Raw genomic sequence first — 18,338 nt, 5'->3', positions numbered from 1 at the left:
TTGGGTGGATCAGTGCCCGGAACGGTTCTCCGGTAGGGGCCCCGGCGCGGGTCAGCCGGCGGAGCCGGGCACCACGGGCTGCGGCCGCGCGGCCGCGGCCGGCTCGTCGTCGCCGTCGGGGCCCGAGACCGCCGCGACGATCGCGTCGGCCGTCTCGTCGGGTTCGGGGGCGAGCAGCCCGGCGACGACGTACACCACCAGCGAGGTCACCAGCGGGGTGACGATGACCAGGGTCTGGTCGGTGCTGTCGAGGACGAACTTCACCAGCACGTAGCCGATCAGCCCGAGCCCCCAGGAGGACAGCGCGGCCCGCGGACCGCACCGGCGGAAGAGGGGCAGCAGGCCGAGCAGCATCGGGATGGAGATCGGTCCCATCACGGCCGCGACCAGGCCGACGATGATGCCCAGCACCCCGCCGAAGTGATCGGCCTCGATGGCGACGACCATGCTGATGGTGATGAACACGACCGTGCAGACCCGGGCGATGAGCAGCCCGGTCGCCGCGGACAGGTCCCTGGCTCCGCGGACGAGGGCCGGGATGATGTCCCGGGTCACGACGGCGGAGACCGCGTTGGCGTCGGAGGAGGCCATGGCCATCGTGTGGGAGAACATCCCCGCGAGCGTCAGCCCCACCAGACCGGCGGGCAGATACGACTCCGCCATCAGTGCGTAGACCTTCTGCGGCTCGGTGATGTCCGGCAGCAGCACGGCCGCGGCGAGCGGCGGGAACAGCAGGACCGCGGGCCACACCACGTACAGCACGGCGGAGAGCCCGGCCGAGCGCCGGGCGGCCTTCGGGGTGTCCGTGGCCATGTAGCGCTGGGCCAGGTTCCACATGCCGCCGTTGTACTCGAAGAGCTTCACGACGACGTACGCGCCGAGGAAGGTCGCGGTGTACGGACCGACCAGCGGGTGGCCGTGGCCCTCCGGCAGCCGGTGCCAGATCGTGCCGAGGCCGGATATGCCGTCGCCGAGCCGGTCGAGGACGACCCAGACCATGGCCAGCGCCGCGAAGCCCTGGATGATGAACTGGCCGAAGTCGGTGAGCGCGTCGGCCCACAGTCCGCCGACGGTGCAGTAGAGCAGGGTGACCACGCCGGTGATCAGGATGCCGGCGGTCATGGACATACCGGTGAACACGTTGAGCAGGACCGCCACCGACGCCCACTTGGCGGCGACGTCGAAGACCTTGAGCAGGGCGCCGCTCCACGCGAGGGCCTGCTGGGTGGGGACGTTGTACCGCTTGGCGAGGTACTCCAGCGGCGACGCCACCGCGTACCGCTGCCGCAGCCGGTTCCAGCGCGGGGCGAACAGCCAGGCGCCGACGCCGGTGCCGAGGGCGAGCGGCAGGAAGGCCCAGACGTAGACGGTGATCCCGTAGCTGTACGCGATGGCGGCGTACGCGACGAACACGGCGGCGCTGTAGCCGGACATGTGGTGGGAGATGCCGGAGAGCCACCAGGGCATCCGGCCGCCACCGGTGAAGTAGTCGCTGACGTCACCGACGCGCTTGTGCGACCAGAGGCCGATGAGCAGCATCACCAGGAAGTAGCCGCCCAGGGCGGCCCAGTCGAGAGGGGCCATGAGAGATCCTCGATGTCCTGTGAAGGGGTGGGGAGGGGGCCGCGGAGCCGGCGGCGGGCTCCGCGGCGGGTCACCAGCGCGGCGACTTCTTCTCGTAGCCCGGGACGATCCGGCGCATGTAGCCGGTGTCGTCCCGGTTGCGCAGACCGCAGCCGAGGTACTGCTCGTGCAGCCTGGCCAGCGCGTCCCGGTCGAGCTCGACACCGAGCCCCGGCCCCTTGGGGACCTGCACGGACCCGTCGGTGAAGGCGAGTACGCCGGGCTCGACGACCTCCTCCGTCTTCCACGGCCAGTGGGTGTCACAGGCGTAGGTGAGGTGAGGGGTGGCGGCTGCCAGGTGGGTCATCGCGGCGAGGCTGATGCCGAGATGGGAGTTGGAGTGCATGGACAGCCCCACGCCGAAGGTGTCGCAGATTCCGGAGAGCAGCTTCGAGCGGTGCAGACCGCCCCAGTAGTGGTGGTCGGAGAGCACCACCTGGACGGAGCCCTGCTCGACGGCGGGCGCCAGATGCTCGAAGGCGACGACGCACATGTTGGTGGCGAGCGGGATCGGGGTCTGCCGCGCCACCTCCGCCATGCCCGCCAGGCCGGGAGTGGGGTCCTCCAGGTATTCCAGGACCCCCTCCAGGCGGCGGGCCACCGCGACCGAAGTGGGCACGCTCCAGGCCGCGTTCGGGTCCAGCCGCAACGGGACTCCGGGGAAGGCCTCGCGCAGGGCGAGCACCGCCTCGATCTCCTCCTCCGGCGGCCGGACGCCGCCCTTGAGCTTGATCGCGGTGAACCCGTACTCGGTGATCATGCGCCGGGCCTGGGCGACCACGGCGTCCGGGTCCGACGCCTCGCCCCAGTCGTCGGGTTCGGCGCCGGGATGTCCCGCCCACTTGTAGAAGAGGTAGGCGCTGAAGGGGACGGAGTCCCGCACCGCCCCGCCCAGAAGGTCGCTGACCGGGCGGCCGGCGGCCTTCCCCTGGAGGTCCAGACAGGCGACCTCGAACGGGGAGAAGACCCGGTCGACGGCGCTGCTGGTGGTGATCATCCCGGTCAGTCCCGAGCCGCCGGTGCCGTCGTCCCCGGCGAGGGCCTCGGCCACCTTGCGGTGCATGGCGCCGAGCGCGTACACGTCCATCCCGGTGAGGGCGTCCGCGGCCGCCCGCAGGCGGCGCAGATGGCTCTCGTCGGCGTAGGTCTCGCCGAGGCCGACGAGCCCTTCGCCGGTGTCGACCTCGACGATCGCCCGCAGGGCGTACGGTTCGTGCACGCCCACGGCGTTCAGCAACGCCGGGTCCCGGAAAGCCACCGGGGTGATCCTCACTCCGGTGATCCGGAGGCTGTCAGTCATCGCGGCGCCCTTCCGTGACCGTGGTCATCGCATCCTCCTCAGTCCCGGCCGGCGGCGAGCTTCAGGTCCTCGGTCAGGGCCGTGTACGCGGGCTTGGCCGCGTAGTTCTCGTCCAGGAGGTTGGCCGCGCCCTCACCCGCGAAGGTGCCGGGCACCCAGGAGTACTTGTCGGTGAAGCCCCACACGGTGAAGTCGGTGCAGTGGCGGGTGAGCAGGCAGCCGCGCAGCAGCACGTCGTACCCCTCCGCCTGGGCCTCCTGCTTGGTGCTGTCGGAGGGCATCGGGACGCGGACGTCGGCCTCGGTGATCGCGGTCTCCAGACCGAGGTCGTCGAACCGCTTCATGTTGTCCGCGATGTCGTGCGGGGCGTTGTACTGGACGGAGAGGTGCCCCTGGATGCCGACGCCGTCGATCGGCACGTGCTGCTTGCGCAGCTCCACGACGAGGTTGTAGAGCGCCGTGCTCTTGGCGTTGACGCCCTCGATGTTGTAGTCGTTGATGAACAGCTTGGCCTTGGGGTCGGCCTGGTGGGCCCAGCGGAAGGCGTCGGCGATGTAGCCGGGGCCGAGCTTGCGCAGCCAGATGCTGTCGCGCAGGGTCCCGTCGTCGTTGAAGGCCTCGTTGACGACGTCCCACTGCCAGATCCGGCCCTTGAAGTGACCGGCCTCGTCGGTGATGTGCTTGCGCAGGATGGCGCGCAGTTCGTCGGCGCTGAAGTCGCCGCCGGTGAGCCAGGCGGGGAGCTGGTTGTGCCAGACCAGGGTGTGTCCGCGCACCAGCTGTCCGTTGGCCCGGGCGAAGTCGACCAGCTCGTCGGCCGCCGCCCAGTCGTAGGCGCCCCGTTGCGGCTCGACGACCTCCCACTTCATGACGTTCTCGGGAGTGACGGAGCTGAACTCGCCCGCGGCCTTGGCGCGGTAGGGCGCGTCGGCCGCCAGGGCGGCCATGTCGACCGCCGTGCCGATGCGCAGGTCGGCCCGCTCGCCGAGAGCTCCCAGGGTGCCGGCGGCGGGGGGCTTCGGCTTCCCGTGGGAGCCGGAGTGCTCCGGGGCCGCCGAGGCGCTGAGGGTGAAGGAGGAGACCAGCAGGGCCGCTGCGGCCGTGCCGATCATGGCGGCCTGCGTTGTCTTGCGCATGACATATCCCTTTCGGTGGACGCGCCTGTACCGGAACCAGGCCCCGGGATCGACGCGCGTTCGATGAAGATGCTTCGAAAGTTTCGTGAACCTCCCCGCAGCCGGCGGGAAAGCCGCGCGGTGGCAGCGGGGAGGTTCACGACAGGGATGGTGCGGCTGTGCGGGCGGCGCCGGTCAGTGGACGGCCGGCTCCGGTACGGGGGCGGGTTCGACCGAGGTGCCGCAGACGAGCTGTCGCCGGTGGTCGACGACGCGCTCGGGGCCGGTGAGCAGCAGCCGTGCCGTCCGGCGGACGTCGGCGGCGTCGCTGGAAGTGGCGAGCCGCAGTTCGAGCTCGCCGGGCTCGACGACGCGGGTGCCTCCGACGCCGGTGAAGGACGCCAGGTCAGCGTGGAAGCGGAACCGGACCCGGGCGGCCGCGCCGGCGGCGAGCGGGACCCGGGCGTAGCCGATCAGCCGTGCCTGCGGCCGGGTGGTCTGGGCCACCGGGTCGTGGAGGTAGAGCTGCACCACTTCGGCGCCCTCGCGCTCCCCGGTGTTGCGGACCGTGACCTCGATGTCGGCGGAGCCGTCGGTGGGGATCTCGGCCGGGGCGGGGTCGCCCTGCCCCCAGTCGAAGGTCGTGTACGAGAGGCCGTGCCCGAAGGCGTAGAGCGGTGTCGGGTCCAGGTTGCTGACCCCGCTCGCCAGTCCCAGCGGCGGCTGCAGGTACGTCCACGGCTGACCGCCCGCACCCTGCGGAATGCTCACCGGCAGCCGGCCCGAGGGGTTGACCCGGCCGGAGAGCACCCCGGCCAGCGCCGGACCGCCCTCCTCGCCCGGGAAGAAGGCCTGCACGACCGCTGCCGTCCGGTCCGCCCAGCGTCCCAGCCCGTACGGGCGGCCGGTCAGCAGCACCAGGACCACCGGGGTGCCGGTGGCCAGCAGGGCGTCGAGGAGCTCGCCCTGCACACCGGGCAGCGAGAGGTCGGCCGCGTCGCAGCCCTCGCCGGACGTGCCGCGGCCGAAGAGACCGGCCCGGTCGCCGAGCACGGCGACGCAGACATCGGCGTCCCCCGCCAGCCGCACGGCCTCCGCGATCCGGGACGTGTCCGTGCCGTCCACCTCGCAGCCGGCGGCGAAGCCGACGTCGGAGCCGGGGAACTCCCCGCGCAGCGACTCCAGCACCGTCGGCACGTCGATCCCCATCTCGGACTCGGGATGCGAGACGCCCACGTGGCTGGGGAAGGAGTAGCAGCCGAGCATCGCCAGCGCGTCGTCGGCGCGGGGCCCGACCACCGCGATCCGGCCGGCGTCCCGCAGGGGCAGCGTGCCGCCCGGGTTGGCGAGCAGCACACAGGCCTGTTCGGCGAGTTCCCGGGCCAGCGCCCGGTTCTCCGGAGGGTCGAGGTCGACGGTGTCACGGGCCTGCTCGGGGTCCGCGCCCTTCAGCACGGCGGGCAGGGGCGACCAGTCCGGGTCGAGCAGTCCCAGTTCGCACTTCTGCAGCAGCACGCGGTGCAGGGCCCGGTCGACGAGCGCCTCGTCGACGGCCCCGTCCCGTACGGCGGCGACGAGGACGTCGCCGTAGCTGCGGACGGTGGGCAGCTCCACGTCGACGCCGGCGCCCAGGGCGAGCCGGGCGGCGCCCGCGCGGTCGGCGGCGACCTTGTGCAGGGTCTCCAGGAAGCCGATGCCGAAGTAGTCGGCGACGACGGTCCCGGTGAAGCCCCAGGTGTCCCGGAGGAGTTTGGTGAGCAGGGCCGGATCGGCGGCCGCGGGCACGCCGTCGATCTCGGCGTAGGAGTGCATCACCGAACGTGCCCCGCCCTCCCGCAGCGCCATCTCGAAGGGCGGCAGGACCACGTCCGCCATCTCGCGGACCCCGGCCCGCACCGGCGCGAGGTTGCGGGCGCCGGCCGAGGACGCGTAGCCCGCGAAGTGCTTGAGAGTGGCGATGATCCCGGCGGACTCCAGCCCGCGGACGTAGGCGGTGCCGATGGTGGCCACCAGATACGGGTCCTCGCCGATGGTCTCCTCGACCCGGCCCCAGCGCAGGTCGCGCACCACGTCCAGCACGGGAGCCAGCCCCTGGTGGACACCGACCGCACGCATGTCGGCGCCGATCCGGTGGGCCATCTCGGCGACCAACTCCGGGTTCCAGGCCGCGCCCCACGACAGGGGGACGGGGTAGGCGGTGGCCCCCCAGGCGGTGAAGCCGGCCAGGCACTCCTCGTGGGCGAGGGCCGGGATGCCGAAGCGTCCGGCCTCGACGATCCGCCCCTGGGCCCGGGCCAGGGCGAGGGCGCCGACACCGGGGTCGACCGGGGCCGTGCCGAACGGGCGGGTGAGCTGGCCGAGGCCGCGGGTGGTGAGGTCGTCCCAGTCGATGTCGTCGACCATGTCGTTCTGGTGCGGTGCGACTCCGTCGCCTTCGGCGTCGGCGCCCACCCAGACTCCGTACAGCTGGGCGGCCTTCTCCTCCAGGTTCATCCGGGGGATCAGGTCGGCCACCCGCTCCTCCGGGGTGAGGGAGGGGTCGCGCCAGGGGCCGTCGACGGCCGGGGCCGCTTGTGTGCTGCGGGCGTGCGGGACTGCGGGGATTGCCATGGGGGCAGGGGTTCCTCTCATGAGTGCGGTGGTGCGGGGCGGCGTTCAGCGCTACTTGCCGCCCACCCCCATCAGTCCGTTGACCAGTGCCTTCCGTGCCACGAGGTACACGGCGAAGATCGGCACGACGGAGAGCACGATCGCGGCCAGCACGGCAGGGATGTTCATCCCGAACTGGGACATGAAGTTGAAGAGACCGAGGGTCAGCACGCGGTTCTCCTCCGACTGGGTCAGGATCAGCGGGAAGAGGAAGCCGTTCCACGCCTGGAGGGCCGTGTAGATCGCCACCGTGCTGATGCCGCCCTTGGACATCGGGATCGCCAGCTGCCACAGCATCCGCAGGGGCGTCGCGCCGTCGAGCGCCATCGCCTCGTACATCTCCTCGGAGACGTCACGCATGGTGCCGCTGAGGATCAGCACCGCCACCGGCATCGCGAACGCGGCCGTCGGCAGGATGATCGCCGGCAGGCTGTCGTACAGGCCCATCTTGCTGATGAGCAGGTAGAGCGGCACGATCACGGCCTGCGCGGGGATCGCGACGCCGAGCAGGAAGGTCCGGAAGGCGAGCGAGGAGAGCCGGCTGCGGGTCCGTACGGCGACATAGGCGACGGGCACCGCGAGCACCAGGACGATGGCCACCGTGGCCACGGCGACGATCGCCGTGTTGGTGAGCATCGTGGAGAACCCGCTGTCCAGCACGGTGCGGTAGTTCTCGAGCGTGGGGTCGGTCGGGAGGGCCAGCGGATCGCCGTTGAGCGCCTCGTCCTGGCGCATGAGCGACGAGGAGATCAGCGTGTACAGCGGGACGACCACGAGCACGAGCCAGACCACCGAGCCGAGACCGGCCAGCGGGTTGCCCCACTTCTTGCGCCGTCGTGCGGCGGCCAGCCGGCTCCGGGTCACGGGCGACGCGGGGCGCGCCACGGGGCGGGTGTCGATTGACATCTCGTCACATACCTTCCCGGGTGGACCGCATGTTCCCGAAGCCGCTGAAGCGGACCAGGATCAGCGACAGGGCGGTGGCCACCACGACCAGGGCCGTTGCGATCGCCGCGGCATAGCCGAGGTCGTAGGTCTGGAAACCGGTGCGGTACATGAGGTACGGCAGCACGGTGGTGTCCGTGCCGGGGCCGCCCCTGGTCATGATCAGTACGGTGTCGAAGTAGGTCAGCGAGCCGACGATCATCAGGACCGAGGAGGTCGTGATGGTGTGGCGCAGTTGCGGCAGGGTGATGTGGAAGAACTGGCGGAACATGCCCGCCCCGTCGATCTCCGCCGCCTGGTACAGCACCTGGGGGATCTGCCGGGTGCCGCCCTGGTAGATCAGGGTGTGGAAGGGCATGAACTGCCAGCCGCCGACGAACGCCACGGTGAGCAGGGCGCCGGTGGACGAGCCCATGATGTTCGGGTCGATGCCGAACCAGGGCCCGATGGTCCTGATCACGCCGAAGTTGGGGTCGAGCAGGGCGTGGAACAGCATCGCGATGGCCGTCGTGGAGAGCAGCAGCGGGATGAAGAAGACCGCCGAGAGCACGGCCCGGCTGCGCTGCCTGCCCGCCGCCCAGACACCGAGGAGCAGCGCCACGGGGGTCTGGAACGCCCAGCTGATCGAGGTGAGCAGCAGGCTGAGCCAGGCGGCCTGGCGGAACTCCGGATCCTTGAACAGCCGGGTCCAGTTGCCCATGCCGATGGGGGTCGGGGAGTTCAGCCCGTCCCAGCGGCAGAAGGAGAGGTAGACGGCGATCGCCAGCGGGACGATCGCGAAGAGTGCGAAGAAGACGATGCCGGGCACGGCCCAGGCGACCGACGGGCGGCCGACGTTGCCGACGGCCGCCTTCCTTCCTCCGCGCACCTTTTTGTACGAAGAGACGTGGGACATTGTTACTTGACGGCCTTCATCGCGGCGACGAACTGCTCGGGCGTGGACTTGCCGGCGAACAGCTTGCTGATCTCGGTGAGCAGCGGGGTGGCGTAACGGGACTCCAGCGCCTGGTCCCACGAGAGCGTGAAGCTCGGGGCCTTCTGGACCATGTTGTACTGGTCGGTCGCGTACGTCGGGTTGGGCGAACCGCTCAGCATGGAGGCGGCGTTGGACGTGGTCGGAACGTCGCCGTTGTCGACCAGGGCCTTGGCGTAGGTCTTGGACGCCATGGTCTTGAGGAAGGCGATGGCCGCGTCCTTGTGCTTGGTGCGGGAGTTGATCGACCAGTAGTTCGTGGGGTTGCCCACCACGTCGGCCGGGTCCCCGACGCCGCCGGCCACGGTCGGGAAGTTGGCCCAGCCGAGGTCGTTCTTGGCGAACTCGGGCGCCTTGCCGAGCTGCGTCGAGTACTCCCACGAACCCATCAGGTGCATGGCCGCCTTGCCCTTGCTGAGCAGGGTGGGGGCGGCGCCGCTGCCGTAGTCGACGGAGTTGAAGTTCTTGCCGAAGGCTCCGTCGTCGACCAGCGCCTTGACGGTCTGGGCGGACTTGAGGACGGCGGGGTCGCCCCACGCGGAGGAGTCGCCGTTCTGGATCTTCTTGAAGACCTCGGGGCCGCCGATCCGGTCGAGCAGGTACTCCATCCACATCAGCTCGGGCCACTTCTCCTGGCCGCCGAGCGCGAACGGGGTGATGCCCTTGCCCTTGAACGTGGTGATGACGTGCTGGAGCTCCTCCCAGGTCTTGGGGACCTCCAGCTTGTTCTCGGCGAAGAGCTTCTTGTTGTAGAAGAGCATCACGGGCTGCATGCCGCGCATCGGCACCCCGTAGATCTTTCCGTCGAGGCTGCCGGCCTCGACGATGGACGGGAGGAAGCCGTCCTTGAGGGTGGCGTCGTTCTTGACGGTCGAGGTCAGGTCGACCAGCTGGCCCGCGTCGAGGTACGGCTTGATGGAGCCGCCGCCCCAGTTGTAGAAGATGTCCGGGGCGCTGGGCGAGCCCATGGCGCTGCGCAGCTTGTTGACGTACTCGGTGCCCGGCACCGGGATCAACTTGACCTTGACCTTCGAGGTCTTGTTGAACTCCTTGACCGCGGCCTCCTGGATCTTGACCGCGTCGTCGCCGTAGACGTACGCGGTGAGGGTCCCGCCGCCGTCACCGCCACTGTCGCCGCCCGAGCCGCAGCCCGCCAGCACGCCCGCCATGAGCATGGCCGCACCGGCCGCGGTCCATCTCGCCGCCCGCGTACTCTGAGTGAAAATTCCCGACCCCATGACCGCACCTCTGTCGAATGTTTCGGCCCTGCTTGCGAATGTTGCCGGAACCGTACGGTCGTGTTTCGAGCCAGTCAAGAGGTCCGGACGAAGCAATTTTCCCCAGGGGTCCACCCCTCCCTCCTTGCGGCGGGCAGTTACGATTCCCTGCATGAGCCCCGCAAACGTCCAGTCACATCAGGAGAATGCGCCGGCCGGCGAGTCGTCGGACGGCACCGCCACCTTGGCGGAAATCGCCCGAGCGGCCGGAGTCTCGGCTCCGACAGTTTCGAAAGTGCTGAACGGGCGGGCCGATGTCGCCCCCGGCACGCGCACGAAGGTCGAGGAGTTGCTGCTGCTCCACGGCTACCGGCGCAGACGCGGCTCGACGACCCAGTCGCAGCTGATCGATCTGGTCTTCCACGAGCTGGACAGCGCGTGGGCCATGGAGGTCGTGCGCGGCGTGGAGAACGTGGCACGCGAGGAGGGCCTGAGCCTGGTGCTCTCGGAGAGCGCGGGCCGCCTCACCCCCGGGCAGACGTGGGTGGACGGCGTGCTGGCCCGCAGGCCGGTCGGGGTGATCCTGGTGCTGTCGGACCTCACCGCCGCCCAGCGCGCCCAGCTGACCAGCCGCAACATTCCGTACGCGGTGGTCGACCCGGCCGGCGACCCCGGCGACGACGTCCCGTCGGTCGGGACGACGAACTGGCAGGGCGGTCTCGCCGCCACCCGCCACCTCACCGGGCTCGGGCACCGCAGGATCGGCGTCGTCAGCGGCCCCTCGCGCATGATGTGCAGCCGCGCCCGGGTGGACGGCTACCGTGCCGCCCTGGAGACCGCGGGCCTGCCGATCGACCCCGATCTGATCCGCGAGGGCGAGTTCCAGCACGAGGCCGGCTACACCACGGGCATGGAACTGCTGCGCCTGGCTGACCGGCCGACCGCCATCTTCGCCGGGAACGACCTGCAGGCGCTCGGCGTGTACGAGGCCGCGCGCGAACTGGGACTGCGCATTCCCGAGGACCTGAGCGTGGTCGGCTTCGACGACCTGCCGCTCACCCGCTGGATCGGGCCGCCGCTGACCACGGTGCGCCAGCCGCTCATCGAGATGGCCGAGACCGCGGCCCGGCTGGTCCTGGACCTCGGGCGGGGCCGGCAGCCCGCGACCACCCGGGTCGACCTGGCCACCAACCTGGTGGTGCGCAGCAGCACGGCCGCGCCCAGCAGCTGACCGGGACCACCGCGACGGCGGGCGGGCGGGCCGTCGCGGCGTGACGCCTCCGGGACGCCACCCCGGACGATCCGGGCGTCAGGAGGATGGAGGATCGTCCCCGGCCCGCCGGGGGACGCTCGAACGGTCGGCGGTCCTGCTCGTCGGTGCGCGGGCCTTCCGGTCCACCGGCTTCCGCCCGCCGCCGAAGCGCCGGTGTCGGACCTGTCCTGCGCGCCCCTGTCAGTGCCCGGGTGCAGACTGGCCCTGAGAGGCTGTCGGGCGACCTGCGACCGGGCGGCCACGCCCTGGTACGCACGTTTCCCGCGTTGCCGGGATGCCCTGGCCGACCCGCCACGGGGACATCCCGGCACCTCGCGAACGCACGCGCCGGACCGCGTCCGCCTTCCGCTCACGCGTCGTCCCCGGCTTCCCGTCCGACACAACGGCGTTTCGGGAGGTTCGGTCATGACCGATGTTCTGCTCACCGTCGGCACCCGCAAGGGGCTCTTCATCGGCCGCAGGAGCGGCGGGACTTGGGAGTTCGCAGGACCGCATTTCAACGCGCAGGCGATCTACTCGATCGGCATCGACAAGCGTGGGGACGTCCCCCGGCTGCTGGTGGGCGGCGACAGCGCGCACTGGGGCCCGTCCGTCTTCCACTCCGACGACCTGGGCGCCAGCTGGGTCGAGCCGAAGCAACCGGCCGTGAAGTTCCCGGAGTTCACCGGGACGTCGCTGGAGCGGGTCTGGCAGCTGCACCCGGCGGGCCCGGAGGCGCCCGACGTCGTGTACGCGGGCACCGAGCCCGCCGCGCTGTTCCGTTCGCGGGACAGGGGCGAGTCGTTCGAGCTGGTACGCCCGCTCTGGGAGCATCCGACGCGCTCGAAGTGGGTACCGGGCGGAGGCGGCGAGGGGCTGCACACGGTACTGACGGACGAGCGGGACCCGCGGTCGGTCACGGTCGCCGTCTCCACCGCCGGGGTGTTCAGGACGGCGGACGGCGGTGAGAGCTGGGTTCCGGCCAACAGAGGGGTGTCGGCGGTCTTCCTGCCCGACCCCGACCCGGAGTTCGGCCAGTGCGTCCACAAGGTCAGCCGGGACGCGGTCGACCCCGACCGGCTGTATCTCCAGAACCACTGGGGCGTGTTCCGCAGCGACGACGCCGGTGACCACTGGACGGACATCGGCGCGGGCCTGCCCTCCGACTTCGGGTTCGCCGTGGCGGCGCACCCGCACCGCGCCGACACGGCGTACCTCTTCCCGATCAACGCCGACGCCGACCGGGTGCCGGCCGGGCACCGCTGCCGCGTCTTCCGGACCACGGACGCGGGCGGCAGCTGGGAACCCCTGTCGGCGGGGCTGCCCGACGGCGCGCACTACGGCACGGTGCTGCGCGACGCCCTCTGCACGGACGACGCCGATCCGACCGGTGTGTACTTCGGCAACCGCAACGGCGAGGTCTACGCGAGCGCGGACGACGGGGACAGCTGGCAGCAGCTGGCCTCCCACCTGCCGGACGTCCTGTGCGTCCGGGCGGCCACCGTCGGCTGACCGGACGCCACGCGCGTCCGCTGGACCGGGCGCGGGGCCCGGCCGCGACCGGGGCCCGCGTCTACGGCAGGCGCCAGTCCACCGGCTGCGCGCCCTGGCGGGTCAGGAGTTCGTTGGCCTTGCTGAAGGGGCGCGACCCGAAGAAGCCGCGGTCCGCCGACATGGGGGACGGATGGGCGGACTCGATCGCCGGGAAGTCCCCCAGTGACGGCCGGAGATTGCGAGCGTCGCGGCCCCACAGGATGGAGACCAGCGGGGTGCCCCGTGCGACCAGGGCGCGGATGGCCTGCTCGGTGACCTCTTCCCAGCCCTTGCCGCGATGGGCGGCCGGCTTGCGGGGTGCGGTCGTCAGTGCCCTGTTCAGCAGCAGCACGCCCTGCCGGGTCCACGGGGTCAGATCCCCGTTCGACGGGCGGGGCAGCCCCAGGTCCGTGTGCAGCTCGCGGTAGATGTTCTCCAGGCTGCCCGGAAGCTGACGCACCTCGGGTGCGACCGCGAAGCTCAGACCGATGGCCATCCCCGGTGTGGGGTAGGGGTCCTGACCGACTATCAGGACGCGCACCTCGTCGAACGGCTGCTGAAACGCACGCAGGACGTTCGCCCCTGACGGCAGATAGGTGCGGCCCGCCGCGACCTCCGCGCGCAGGAAATCCCCCATCTCGGCGATGCGCCCCGCCACGGGGGCCAACGCCTCGGCCCAGCCGGGCTCCACCACTTCGTTCAACGGTCGCGCTGTCACAGCCCTCACCCTACCGGCGTAACAGCAGGTCATCTGCGGCCGCCCCGCACCCGCGAACGCGCGGGCGGACGGACCGGCGCGACACCACCCGTCTCCCGCGGCGCGCCTGGGGATAGGCTGCCGCCGTCATTCCTCTGCTTACGGGAGCCGCTCCATGCAGTCAGACGGTCATGGGCCCGGGGAGTACGTCCTCGGGGTCGACTCGGGCGGTTCCGGGCTGAGGGTGGCCCTGGGCACCGTGGACGGGGAGGCGCCCCTGGCCACGTCGGCGTGCGCCGAACCGGTACGGACCGGCCCCCGCGGCATCGACGCCGCCCACCTCCTCGAGCAGCTGCTGCCCACCGTCCGGGACCTGCTCGCCCGGCACGGCGCCGGCGGCCGGATCGCCACCGCCGCGATCGGGGCGGCGGGCATGGCCACGCTCGGCGGACAACTGCGCGCCGAACTGCCCGGGGCGCTGGCCGACGCGCTCGGCCTGCGACGCCTGGCACTCGCCGCCGACGCGGTGACCGCGTACGCGGGCGCGGTCGGGCAGCGGCCCGGCGCCGTGGTGGCGGGTGGCACCGGCCTGATCGCGCTCGGTACGGATCTCACGCGGTGGCGGAGGGCCGACGGCTGGGGGCACCTGCTGGGCGACAGCGGGGGCGGCGCCTGGATCGGGCGGGCCGGGCTCGACGCGGCGATGCGCGCCCATGACGGGCGGCGCGGCGGCTCACCGGCGCTGCTGGCCCGCCTGGAGGCGGTGTTCGGCCCGGCGCCGGAGCTGCCCGGCCTGCTCTATCCGCGGAGCGACCGGCCCGCCGTCCTCGCCTCGTTCGCTCCCGAGGTGGCCGCGTGCGCGGTGCACGACCCCGTCGCCGCAGCGATCCTCCGCGACGCCGCCGGACACATCGCCGAAGCCGCTGCCGCGGTCTGCCCGGAGGGCGGCCCGGACGAGGCGGGATACGAAGTGGCGCTGGCCGGTGGGCTGTTCCGGATGGGAGAGCCGCTGATCGTGCCGGTGCGCGAGGAGCTTGCACGACAGCTGCCGCACGCACGGGCGGTCCCCGGTTCGGGTGATCCGCTGATCGGTTCGCTGCGGATCGCGCAGGCGTTGGCCGCCGGGGACCTGCGGCTGCCGCTCCATCCCACGCTGCTGTGGGTCACGTTGCCATCCGGGGGAAACCCGGACCTACCGGAGGAGACAGAGCAGGACAGTCGGCCGGTAAGCGGCTGATCGGATAAATACGGACAGACAACGCTCGACCGCCCCCTCCCCGAGCAGCGGGGTACCCAAAACCAGTAGCATGCGGCGCCATGAGCACCCCCACTGGGCCCGCTTCCGGCCTGCCTGTACGAATGCCGCGACCTCGCCAGTCCGGACGGCACCGCCGCCCGGAGCCTGTGGTCGCACCTGAGGGCGCTGCCGCGCTCGTTCTCGCCGTTCCCGGTACCCCCTCTTCGGCCAGCCGCGGTCTGGCCGAAGAAGTCATCAGCATCGCCCGCTCCGAGCTGCCCGGCCTGAACGCCCTGATCGGTTACCTCGACGGCGACGACGCCGAGTACCCCGCCCTTTCCTCCGTTCTCGCGCACGCCGCCGCCGAGCGCGTCGCGCGCTTCGAGCAGGCGAAGGCCGCCGGTCGTGAGGTCGCCGAGCCCGAGGGCCCGGCCGCCGTCGTGGTGCCGCTGCTCGTGGGGCCCGACAGCACGCTGGTGCAGGGGATACGCCGCGCGATCGAGGACAGCGGGGCTCCGGCCGAGATGACCGATGTGCTCGGCCCGCACCCGCTGCTCGCCGAGGCGCTGCACGTGCGCCTCTCCGAGGCCGGTCTCGCCCGCGCTGACCGCGCCAGGCTGTTCACCGTGGCCACGGCCGCCGACGGCATCGTCCTGGCCACCGTGGGCGGCGAGGAGGCCGTGCAGGCGGCGGGGATCACCGGCATGCTGCTGGCCGCGCGACTCGCGGTGCCGGTGATGGCCGCCGCGCTCGACGTCGAGGGCTCGGTCGCCTCGATCGCCGAGCAGCTGAAGGGCTCCGGCTCGCTGCAGCTGGCCGTGGCGCCCTACCTGGTGGGTCCCGAGGTGGCCGACGGCCTGCTGGACGCCGCGGTGAAGGAGGCCGGCTGCGCGAGCGCCGAGCCCCTCGGCGCGTACCCGGCGATCGGCAAGCTGGTGCTGTCGATGTACATGACCACGCTCGGCATCGCCCCTGCCGTGGCGCAGGGGGCTCCGGCCCTCTGATCCGCTCCGCCGGCGGCTGGGTGCGCAGCCCGTGACACAGGTACGCCCCGGGGCCCGTCGACGGGCCCCGGGGCGTCTGCCGTTCCTCAGGCGAAGACCACGCAGGAGGCCGCCGGGACCTCCAGGGACCCTGCCGGGACCGGTACACCGGTCTCCGGGTCCACGGTGAACCAGCTGACGTTCCCCGACCGCTCATTGGCGGCGTACAGCCGTCGCCCGGTGGGGTCGAGCGCCAGGTCGCGCGGCCAGTGCCCGCCGCAGCTCACGGTCGTGACCAGGGCCGGCCGCTCGCCCGTGGCGTCGAGCGCGAGCACGGAGATGCTGTCGTGCCCGCGGTTGGCCACCCACAGGAACCGGCCGTCGTGTGCGACGACGACCTCGGACGCGTAGCTCGCCGGGCCGTCGCCACCGCTCGCCCCGGCGGGCAGCACGGGCGTCTCGCCGACGGCTTCCAGGACCCCGGCCGCGGCGTCCCACCGGCAGACCGTGAGGGTCGGCTCCAGCTCGTTCAGCACGTAGGCGTGGCCGCCCGCGGGGTGGAACGCGAGATGGCGCGGGCCGGTGCCCGGCCGCAGCGCCGTCTCACCGTGCGGGCGCAGCTCCCCGGTGCCCGGGTCGAGCGCGCAGACCCGTACCGAATCGGTGCCGAGGTCGACGCTGAGCACCCAGTTCCCTGACGGGTCGGGAAGGACCTGGTGCGCGTGGGGCCCCTCCTGGCGTTCGATGACCGGACCGCTGCCCTCATGCGCGTACACGCAGCCGGCGGCGCCGAGCGAGCCGTCGGCGAGCACGGGCAGGACGGTGACGCTGCCGGAGCCGTAGTTGGCGGTGAGCACATGGCCTCCCGCGAGCGCGAGGTGGGTGGGGCCGTCGCCGTCGACCGGCCGGACCTCCCCGAGGGGCCGCGGCACGTCATGGCTGATGTCGAGGGCCGCGGCCGCACCCTTCTCGGTCTCGCTCACCGCGTACAGGACCGCGCCGCCGGGCCCGGAGCCCCGGCCGAGCGCGAGATAGGAGGGATCGGGTACCGCATCCGTCGTTCCGAGGACCGTGAGCGCCCCGGTCTCCCCGGCCACGGCGGCGACGGTGATGCCGCGTCCGCCCGCCGAGGTGAACGACCCGATGAATGCCCGCCCGGCACCGTTGTTGCTGTCCACCGCACTGCCTTTCTCCGCCGACTGATCACGACGGCGACGGCCGCCGTGATCTTCCGCGGCGACCGTAGCAGTGCTCCTGTGTGGTCTGGACCAAGGGTGCGGGGTCAGGTCTGGAGGAGAGGGGCGCGGGGCGGAGCGTGCAGGGGCGCGGCGAGTTCGGCGAGTGCGCGCTCCAGACTGTGCAGATGGGCGAGGGCGGGTTCGGTGACCGCCGGGTGCGCCGGGAGGCCGGCGGCGACCGTGGCGCGGGCCGGCCGCTCGGGCGCGGTGAGCGCCTCCACGGCATGCTCGACGCGCCAGCAGGCCGCGGCGAGCCGGGCGTCGTGGGAGGCTTCCGGGTCCGCCGCCACGGAAGCCAGTCCGCGCACTTCCCGGGCGCACTCGTCGAGCAGGGCGAGCACGTGCCCGGCGCGGGCCTTGCGGGCGCGCAGCGGGCTCAGCGGGTGCACCAGCGGGGCCAGCGAGAGCCGGACGCGGCCGAGGAGCGCCTCCAGTTCGGCGACGCGCGGCGCCGGGTCGGCGGTGGCCGAGCCCGAGAGCCGGGCGGCCGCCTCCTCGGTGCAGGCGTGCACACAGCGCAGGGCCCGCTGGATCCAGGCGTCGGTCGTGGCGTGCGTGGTGACGGGCAGCACGAACAGCACCGCGAGCATCGCGCCCAGCGCTCCGACGGCCGTTTCGGTGAGCCGCAGGGCGAGCAGGTCCGGGTCGAGGACGCCGAGGGAACCGTAGAGGGCCCCGGCCATCACCGTGACGGACAGCATCATCCAGGTGTACGAGACGGCTGCGGTGTAGAAGATTCCGAACACCCCGACGGCGACGAGGAGAGCGGTGGGGACCGGCGCGCCGTGCAGGGGCACGACGACGGCGAGGCCGACGGGAATGCCGATCAGCGTGCCCAGTACCCGGCGGAAGCCGCGTACCAGCGTCTCGCCGCGCGAGGCGGTGTTCACGAAGACCCACCAGGTGGCGCCCACGGCCCAGTACCACCGCTGGTCGGACAGGAACTGCCCCGCCATCAGCGCGACGGTTCCGCCGGCGGTCGCCTGGACCGCCTGCCGTGTGGTGACCCTGGCCAGGCCCGTACCGCCGGCCAGGGCGGGCACGGCGGGCGGGGCCAGCCGGCGCTCGTAGCACCACAGCCCGAAGCGGACGGCCGACGAGGAGAGCAGCGAGAGGGCGACCGCGGAGTAGAGCTCGGGGAGCTGTCCGGGCAGCGTGTGGAGGAACTGCGTGGTGAAGAACGCCATGAAGGCGAACACGCCGAGGGAGTGCCCGCGCGGACCCCACCGCCGTGCGTAGACGCCGATGCCCAGGACGGCGAGGAAGGCCACGTCACGCGCGACCGGGTGGCCGTGCAGGACCGCGGCGAGCGCGAGCACCGGGAAACCGACGGCGGGCAGCAGCGCCGTGGTGACGGCCTGGCCGCGGACGGTGGGGTCGGTCACCGTGAACAGGGCGAGGAGCGCGGCCAGGCCCCCGGTGATCGCCGCGACGAGGGAATGCCCGGCGAGGCCGCACACGCTCACCGCGAGCCCGATACCGAGCACGGCCCGGCCGGCGAAGCGCAGCCTCAGCCGCCCCGGGTCCCGGGCCACGAACGCTCTCTTCAGCACTGCTGCTCCCCGCCTCGGTGCAC

The 18,338-nt window shown here is 72.2% G+C and carries 14 protein-coding genes; 4 read left to right on the top strand and 10 right to left on the bottom strand.

The window, feature by feature from the left end; all coding sequences use genetic code 11:
• Positions 1-51 precede the first annotated feature (51 nt).
• From ABZ454_RS28165 to ABZ454_RS28135, 7 genes are all read right to left on the bottom strand, one after another.
• Positions 52-1,584, bottom strand: coding sequence for a sodium:solute symporter family protein (locus ABZ454_RS28165; RefSeq protein ID WP_356319531.1), 1,533 nt, complete (start codon positions 1,582-1,584; stop codon positions 52-54).
• Between the two features lie 70 nt (positions 1,585-1,654).
• Positions 1,655-2,923, bottom strand: a complete 1,269-nt coding sequence (locus tag ABZ454_RS28160; RefSeq protein WP_359542051.1) for a glucarate dehydratase family protein — start codon at positions 2,921-2,923, stop codon at positions 1,655-1,657.
• Between the two features lie 38 nt (positions 2,924-2,961).
• Positions 2,962-4,059, bottom strand: a complete 1,098-nt coding sequence (locus tag ABZ454_RS28155) for an endo-1,4-beta-xylanase (RefSeq protein ID WP_359542048.1) — start codon at positions 4,057-4,059, stop codon at positions 2,962-2,964.
• A 174-nt stretch (positions 4,060-4,233) separates the two neighbouring features.
• On the bottom strand, positions 4,234-6,648 hold the full coding sequence (locus ABZ454_RS28150) for a glycoside hydrolase family 3 N-terminal domain-containing protein (RefSeq protein WP_359542045.1): 2,415 nt from the start codon (positions 6,646-6,648) through the stop codon (positions 4,234-4,236).
• 51 nt (positions 6,649-6,699) lie between these two features.
• Positions 6,700-7,593, bottom strand: coding sequence for a carbohydrate ABC transporter permease (locus tag ABZ454_RS28145; RefSeq protein WP_356319535.1), 894 nt, complete (start codon positions 7,591-7,593; stop codon positions 6,700-6,702).
• Positions 7,594-7,597: 4 nt separating this feature from the next.
• Positions 7,598-8,527: a sugar ABC transporter permease gene (locus tag ABZ454_RS28140; protein WP_356319536.1), complete on the bottom strand. Its 930-nt coding sequence runs from the start codon at positions 8,525-8,527 to the stop codon at positions 7,598-7,600.
• A 2-nt stretch (positions 8,528-8,529) separates the two neighbouring features.
• Complete coding sequence (locus tag ABZ454_RS28135; RefSeq protein ID WP_356319537.1) at positions 8,530-9,780, bottom strand: extracellular solute-binding protein; 1,251 nt, start codon at positions 9,778-9,780, stop codon at positions 8,530-8,532.
• A 214-nt stretch (positions 9,781-9,994) separates the two neighbouring features.
• Between ABZ454_RS28135 and ABZ454_RS28130 the strand changes: the two genes are divergently transcribed.
• Both ABZ454_RS28130 and ABZ454_RS28125 read left to right on the top strand, forming a co-directional pair.
• Positions 9,995-11,053: a LacI family DNA-binding transcriptional regulator gene (locus ABZ454_RS28130; protein WP_356319538.1), complete on the top strand. Its 1,059-nt coding sequence runs from the start codon at positions 9,995-9,997 to the stop codon at positions 11,051-11,053.
• A gap of 447 nt (positions 11,054-11,500) precedes the next feature.
• Positions 11,501-12,586 carry an exo-alpha-sialidase gene (locus tag ABZ454_RS28125; RefSeq protein ID WP_359542042.1) on the top strand — a complete coding sequence of 362 codons (1,086 nt, stop codon included), beginning with the start codon at positions 11,501-11,503 and terminating at the stop codon, positions 12,584-12,586.
• Positions 12,587-12,647: 61 nt separating this feature from the next.
• Here ABZ454_RS28125 and ABZ454_RS28120 read toward each other — a convergent pair whose 3' ends face one another.
• Positions 12,648-13,325, bottom strand: a complete 678-nt coding sequence (locus ABZ454_RS28120) for a uracil-DNA glycosylase (protein WP_356319540.1) — start codon at positions 13,323-13,325, stop codon at positions 12,648-12,650.
• 154 nt (positions 13,326-13,479) lie between these two features.
• On the opposite strand from ABZ454_RS28120, the gene ABZ454_RS28115 reads away from it, so the two are divergent.
• The gene (locus ABZ454_RS28115; protein WP_359542039.1) at positions 13,480-14,541 is read left to right on the top strand and encodes a BadF/BadG/BcrA/BcrD ATPase family protein; all 1,062 of its coding nucleotides are present in this window, start codon (positions 13,480-13,482) and stop codon (positions 14,539-14,541) included.
• Between the two features lie 80 nt (positions 14,542-14,621).
• Positions 14,622-15,545, top strand: a complete 924-nt coding sequence (locus ABZ454_RS28110; RefSeq protein WP_359542037.1) for a hypothetical protein — start codon at positions 14,622-14,624, stop codon at positions 15,543-15,545.
• An 86-nt stretch (positions 15,546-15,631) separates the two neighbouring features.
• On the opposite strand, the gene ABZ454_RS28105 is transcribed toward ABZ454_RS28110, so the two are convergent.
• Both ABZ454_RS28105 and ABZ454_RS28100 read right to left on the bottom strand, forming a co-directional pair.
• A complete protein-coding gene (locus ABZ454_RS28105; RefSeq protein WP_359542035.1) occupies positions 15,632-16,702 on the bottom strand; it encodes a lactonase family protein in 1,071 nt (356 codons plus the stop codon).
• 104 nt (positions 16,703-16,806) lie between these two features.
• Complete coding sequence (locus ABZ454_RS28100; RefSeq protein WP_359542033.1) at positions 16,807-18,315, bottom strand: FUSC family protein; 1,509 nt, start codon at positions 18,313-18,315, stop codon at positions 16,807-16,809.
• Positions 18,316-18,338: the final 23 nt, after the last annotated feature.

This window comes from Streptomyces sp. NPDC005803 (genome assembly GCF_040630435.1).
GTDB lineage: Bacteria > Actinomycetota > Actinomycetes > Streptomycetales > Streptomycetaceae > Streptomyces.
This window is presented reverse-complemented; position numbering and strand designations above follow the sequence as displayed.

Excerpts from the sequence above, each read along its gene's own strand:
- ABZ454_RS28150 (WP_359542045.1), bottom strand. The coding sequence starts at position 6,648 with ATGGCAATCCCCGCAGTCCCGCACGCCCGCAGCACACAAGCGGCCCCG.
- ABZ454_RS28135 (WP_356319537.1), bottom strand. The coding sequence starts at position 9,780 with ATGCTCATGGCGGGCGTGCTGGCGGGCTGCGGCTCGGGCGGCGACAGT.
- ABZ454_RS28145 (WP_356319535.1), bottom strand. The coding sequence starts at position 7,593 with ATGTCAATCGACACCCGCCCCGTGGCGCGCCCCGCGTCGCCCGTGACC.
- ABZ454_RS28140 (WP_356319536.1), bottom strand. The coding sequence starts at position 8,527 with ATGTCCCACGTCTCTTCGTACAAAAAGGTGCGCGGAGGAAGGAAGGCG.
- ABZ454_RS28160 (WP_359542051.1), bottom strand. The coding sequence starts at position 2,923 with ATGACTGACAGCCTCCGGATCACCGGAGTGAGGATCACCCCGGTGGCT.
- ABZ454_RS28165 (WP_356319531.1), bottom strand. The coding sequence starts at position 1,584 with ATGGCCCCTCTCGACTGGGCCGCCCTGGGCGGCTACTTCCTGGTGATG.
- ABZ454_RS28115 (WP_359542039.1), top strand. The coding sequence starts at position 13,480 with ATGCAGTCAGACGGTCATGGGCCCGGGGAGTACGTCCTCGGGGTCGAC.
- ABZ454_RS28155 (WP_359542048.1), bottom strand. The coding sequence starts at position 4,059 with ATGCGCAAGACAACGCAGGCCGCCATGATCGGCACGGCCGCAGCGGCC.
- ABZ454_RS28130 (WP_356319538.1), top strand. The coding sequence starts at position 9,995 with ATGAGCCCCGCAAACGTCCAGTCACATCAGGAGAATGCGCCGGCCGGC.
- ABZ454_RS28125 (WP_359542042.1), top strand. The coding sequence starts at position 11,501 with ATGACCGATGTTCTGCTCACCGTCGGCACCCGCAAGGGGCTCTTCATC.
- ABZ454_RS28110 (WP_359542037.1), top strand. The coding sequence starts at position 14,622 with ATGAGCACCCCCACTGGGCCCGCTTCCGGCCTGCCTGTACGAATGCCG.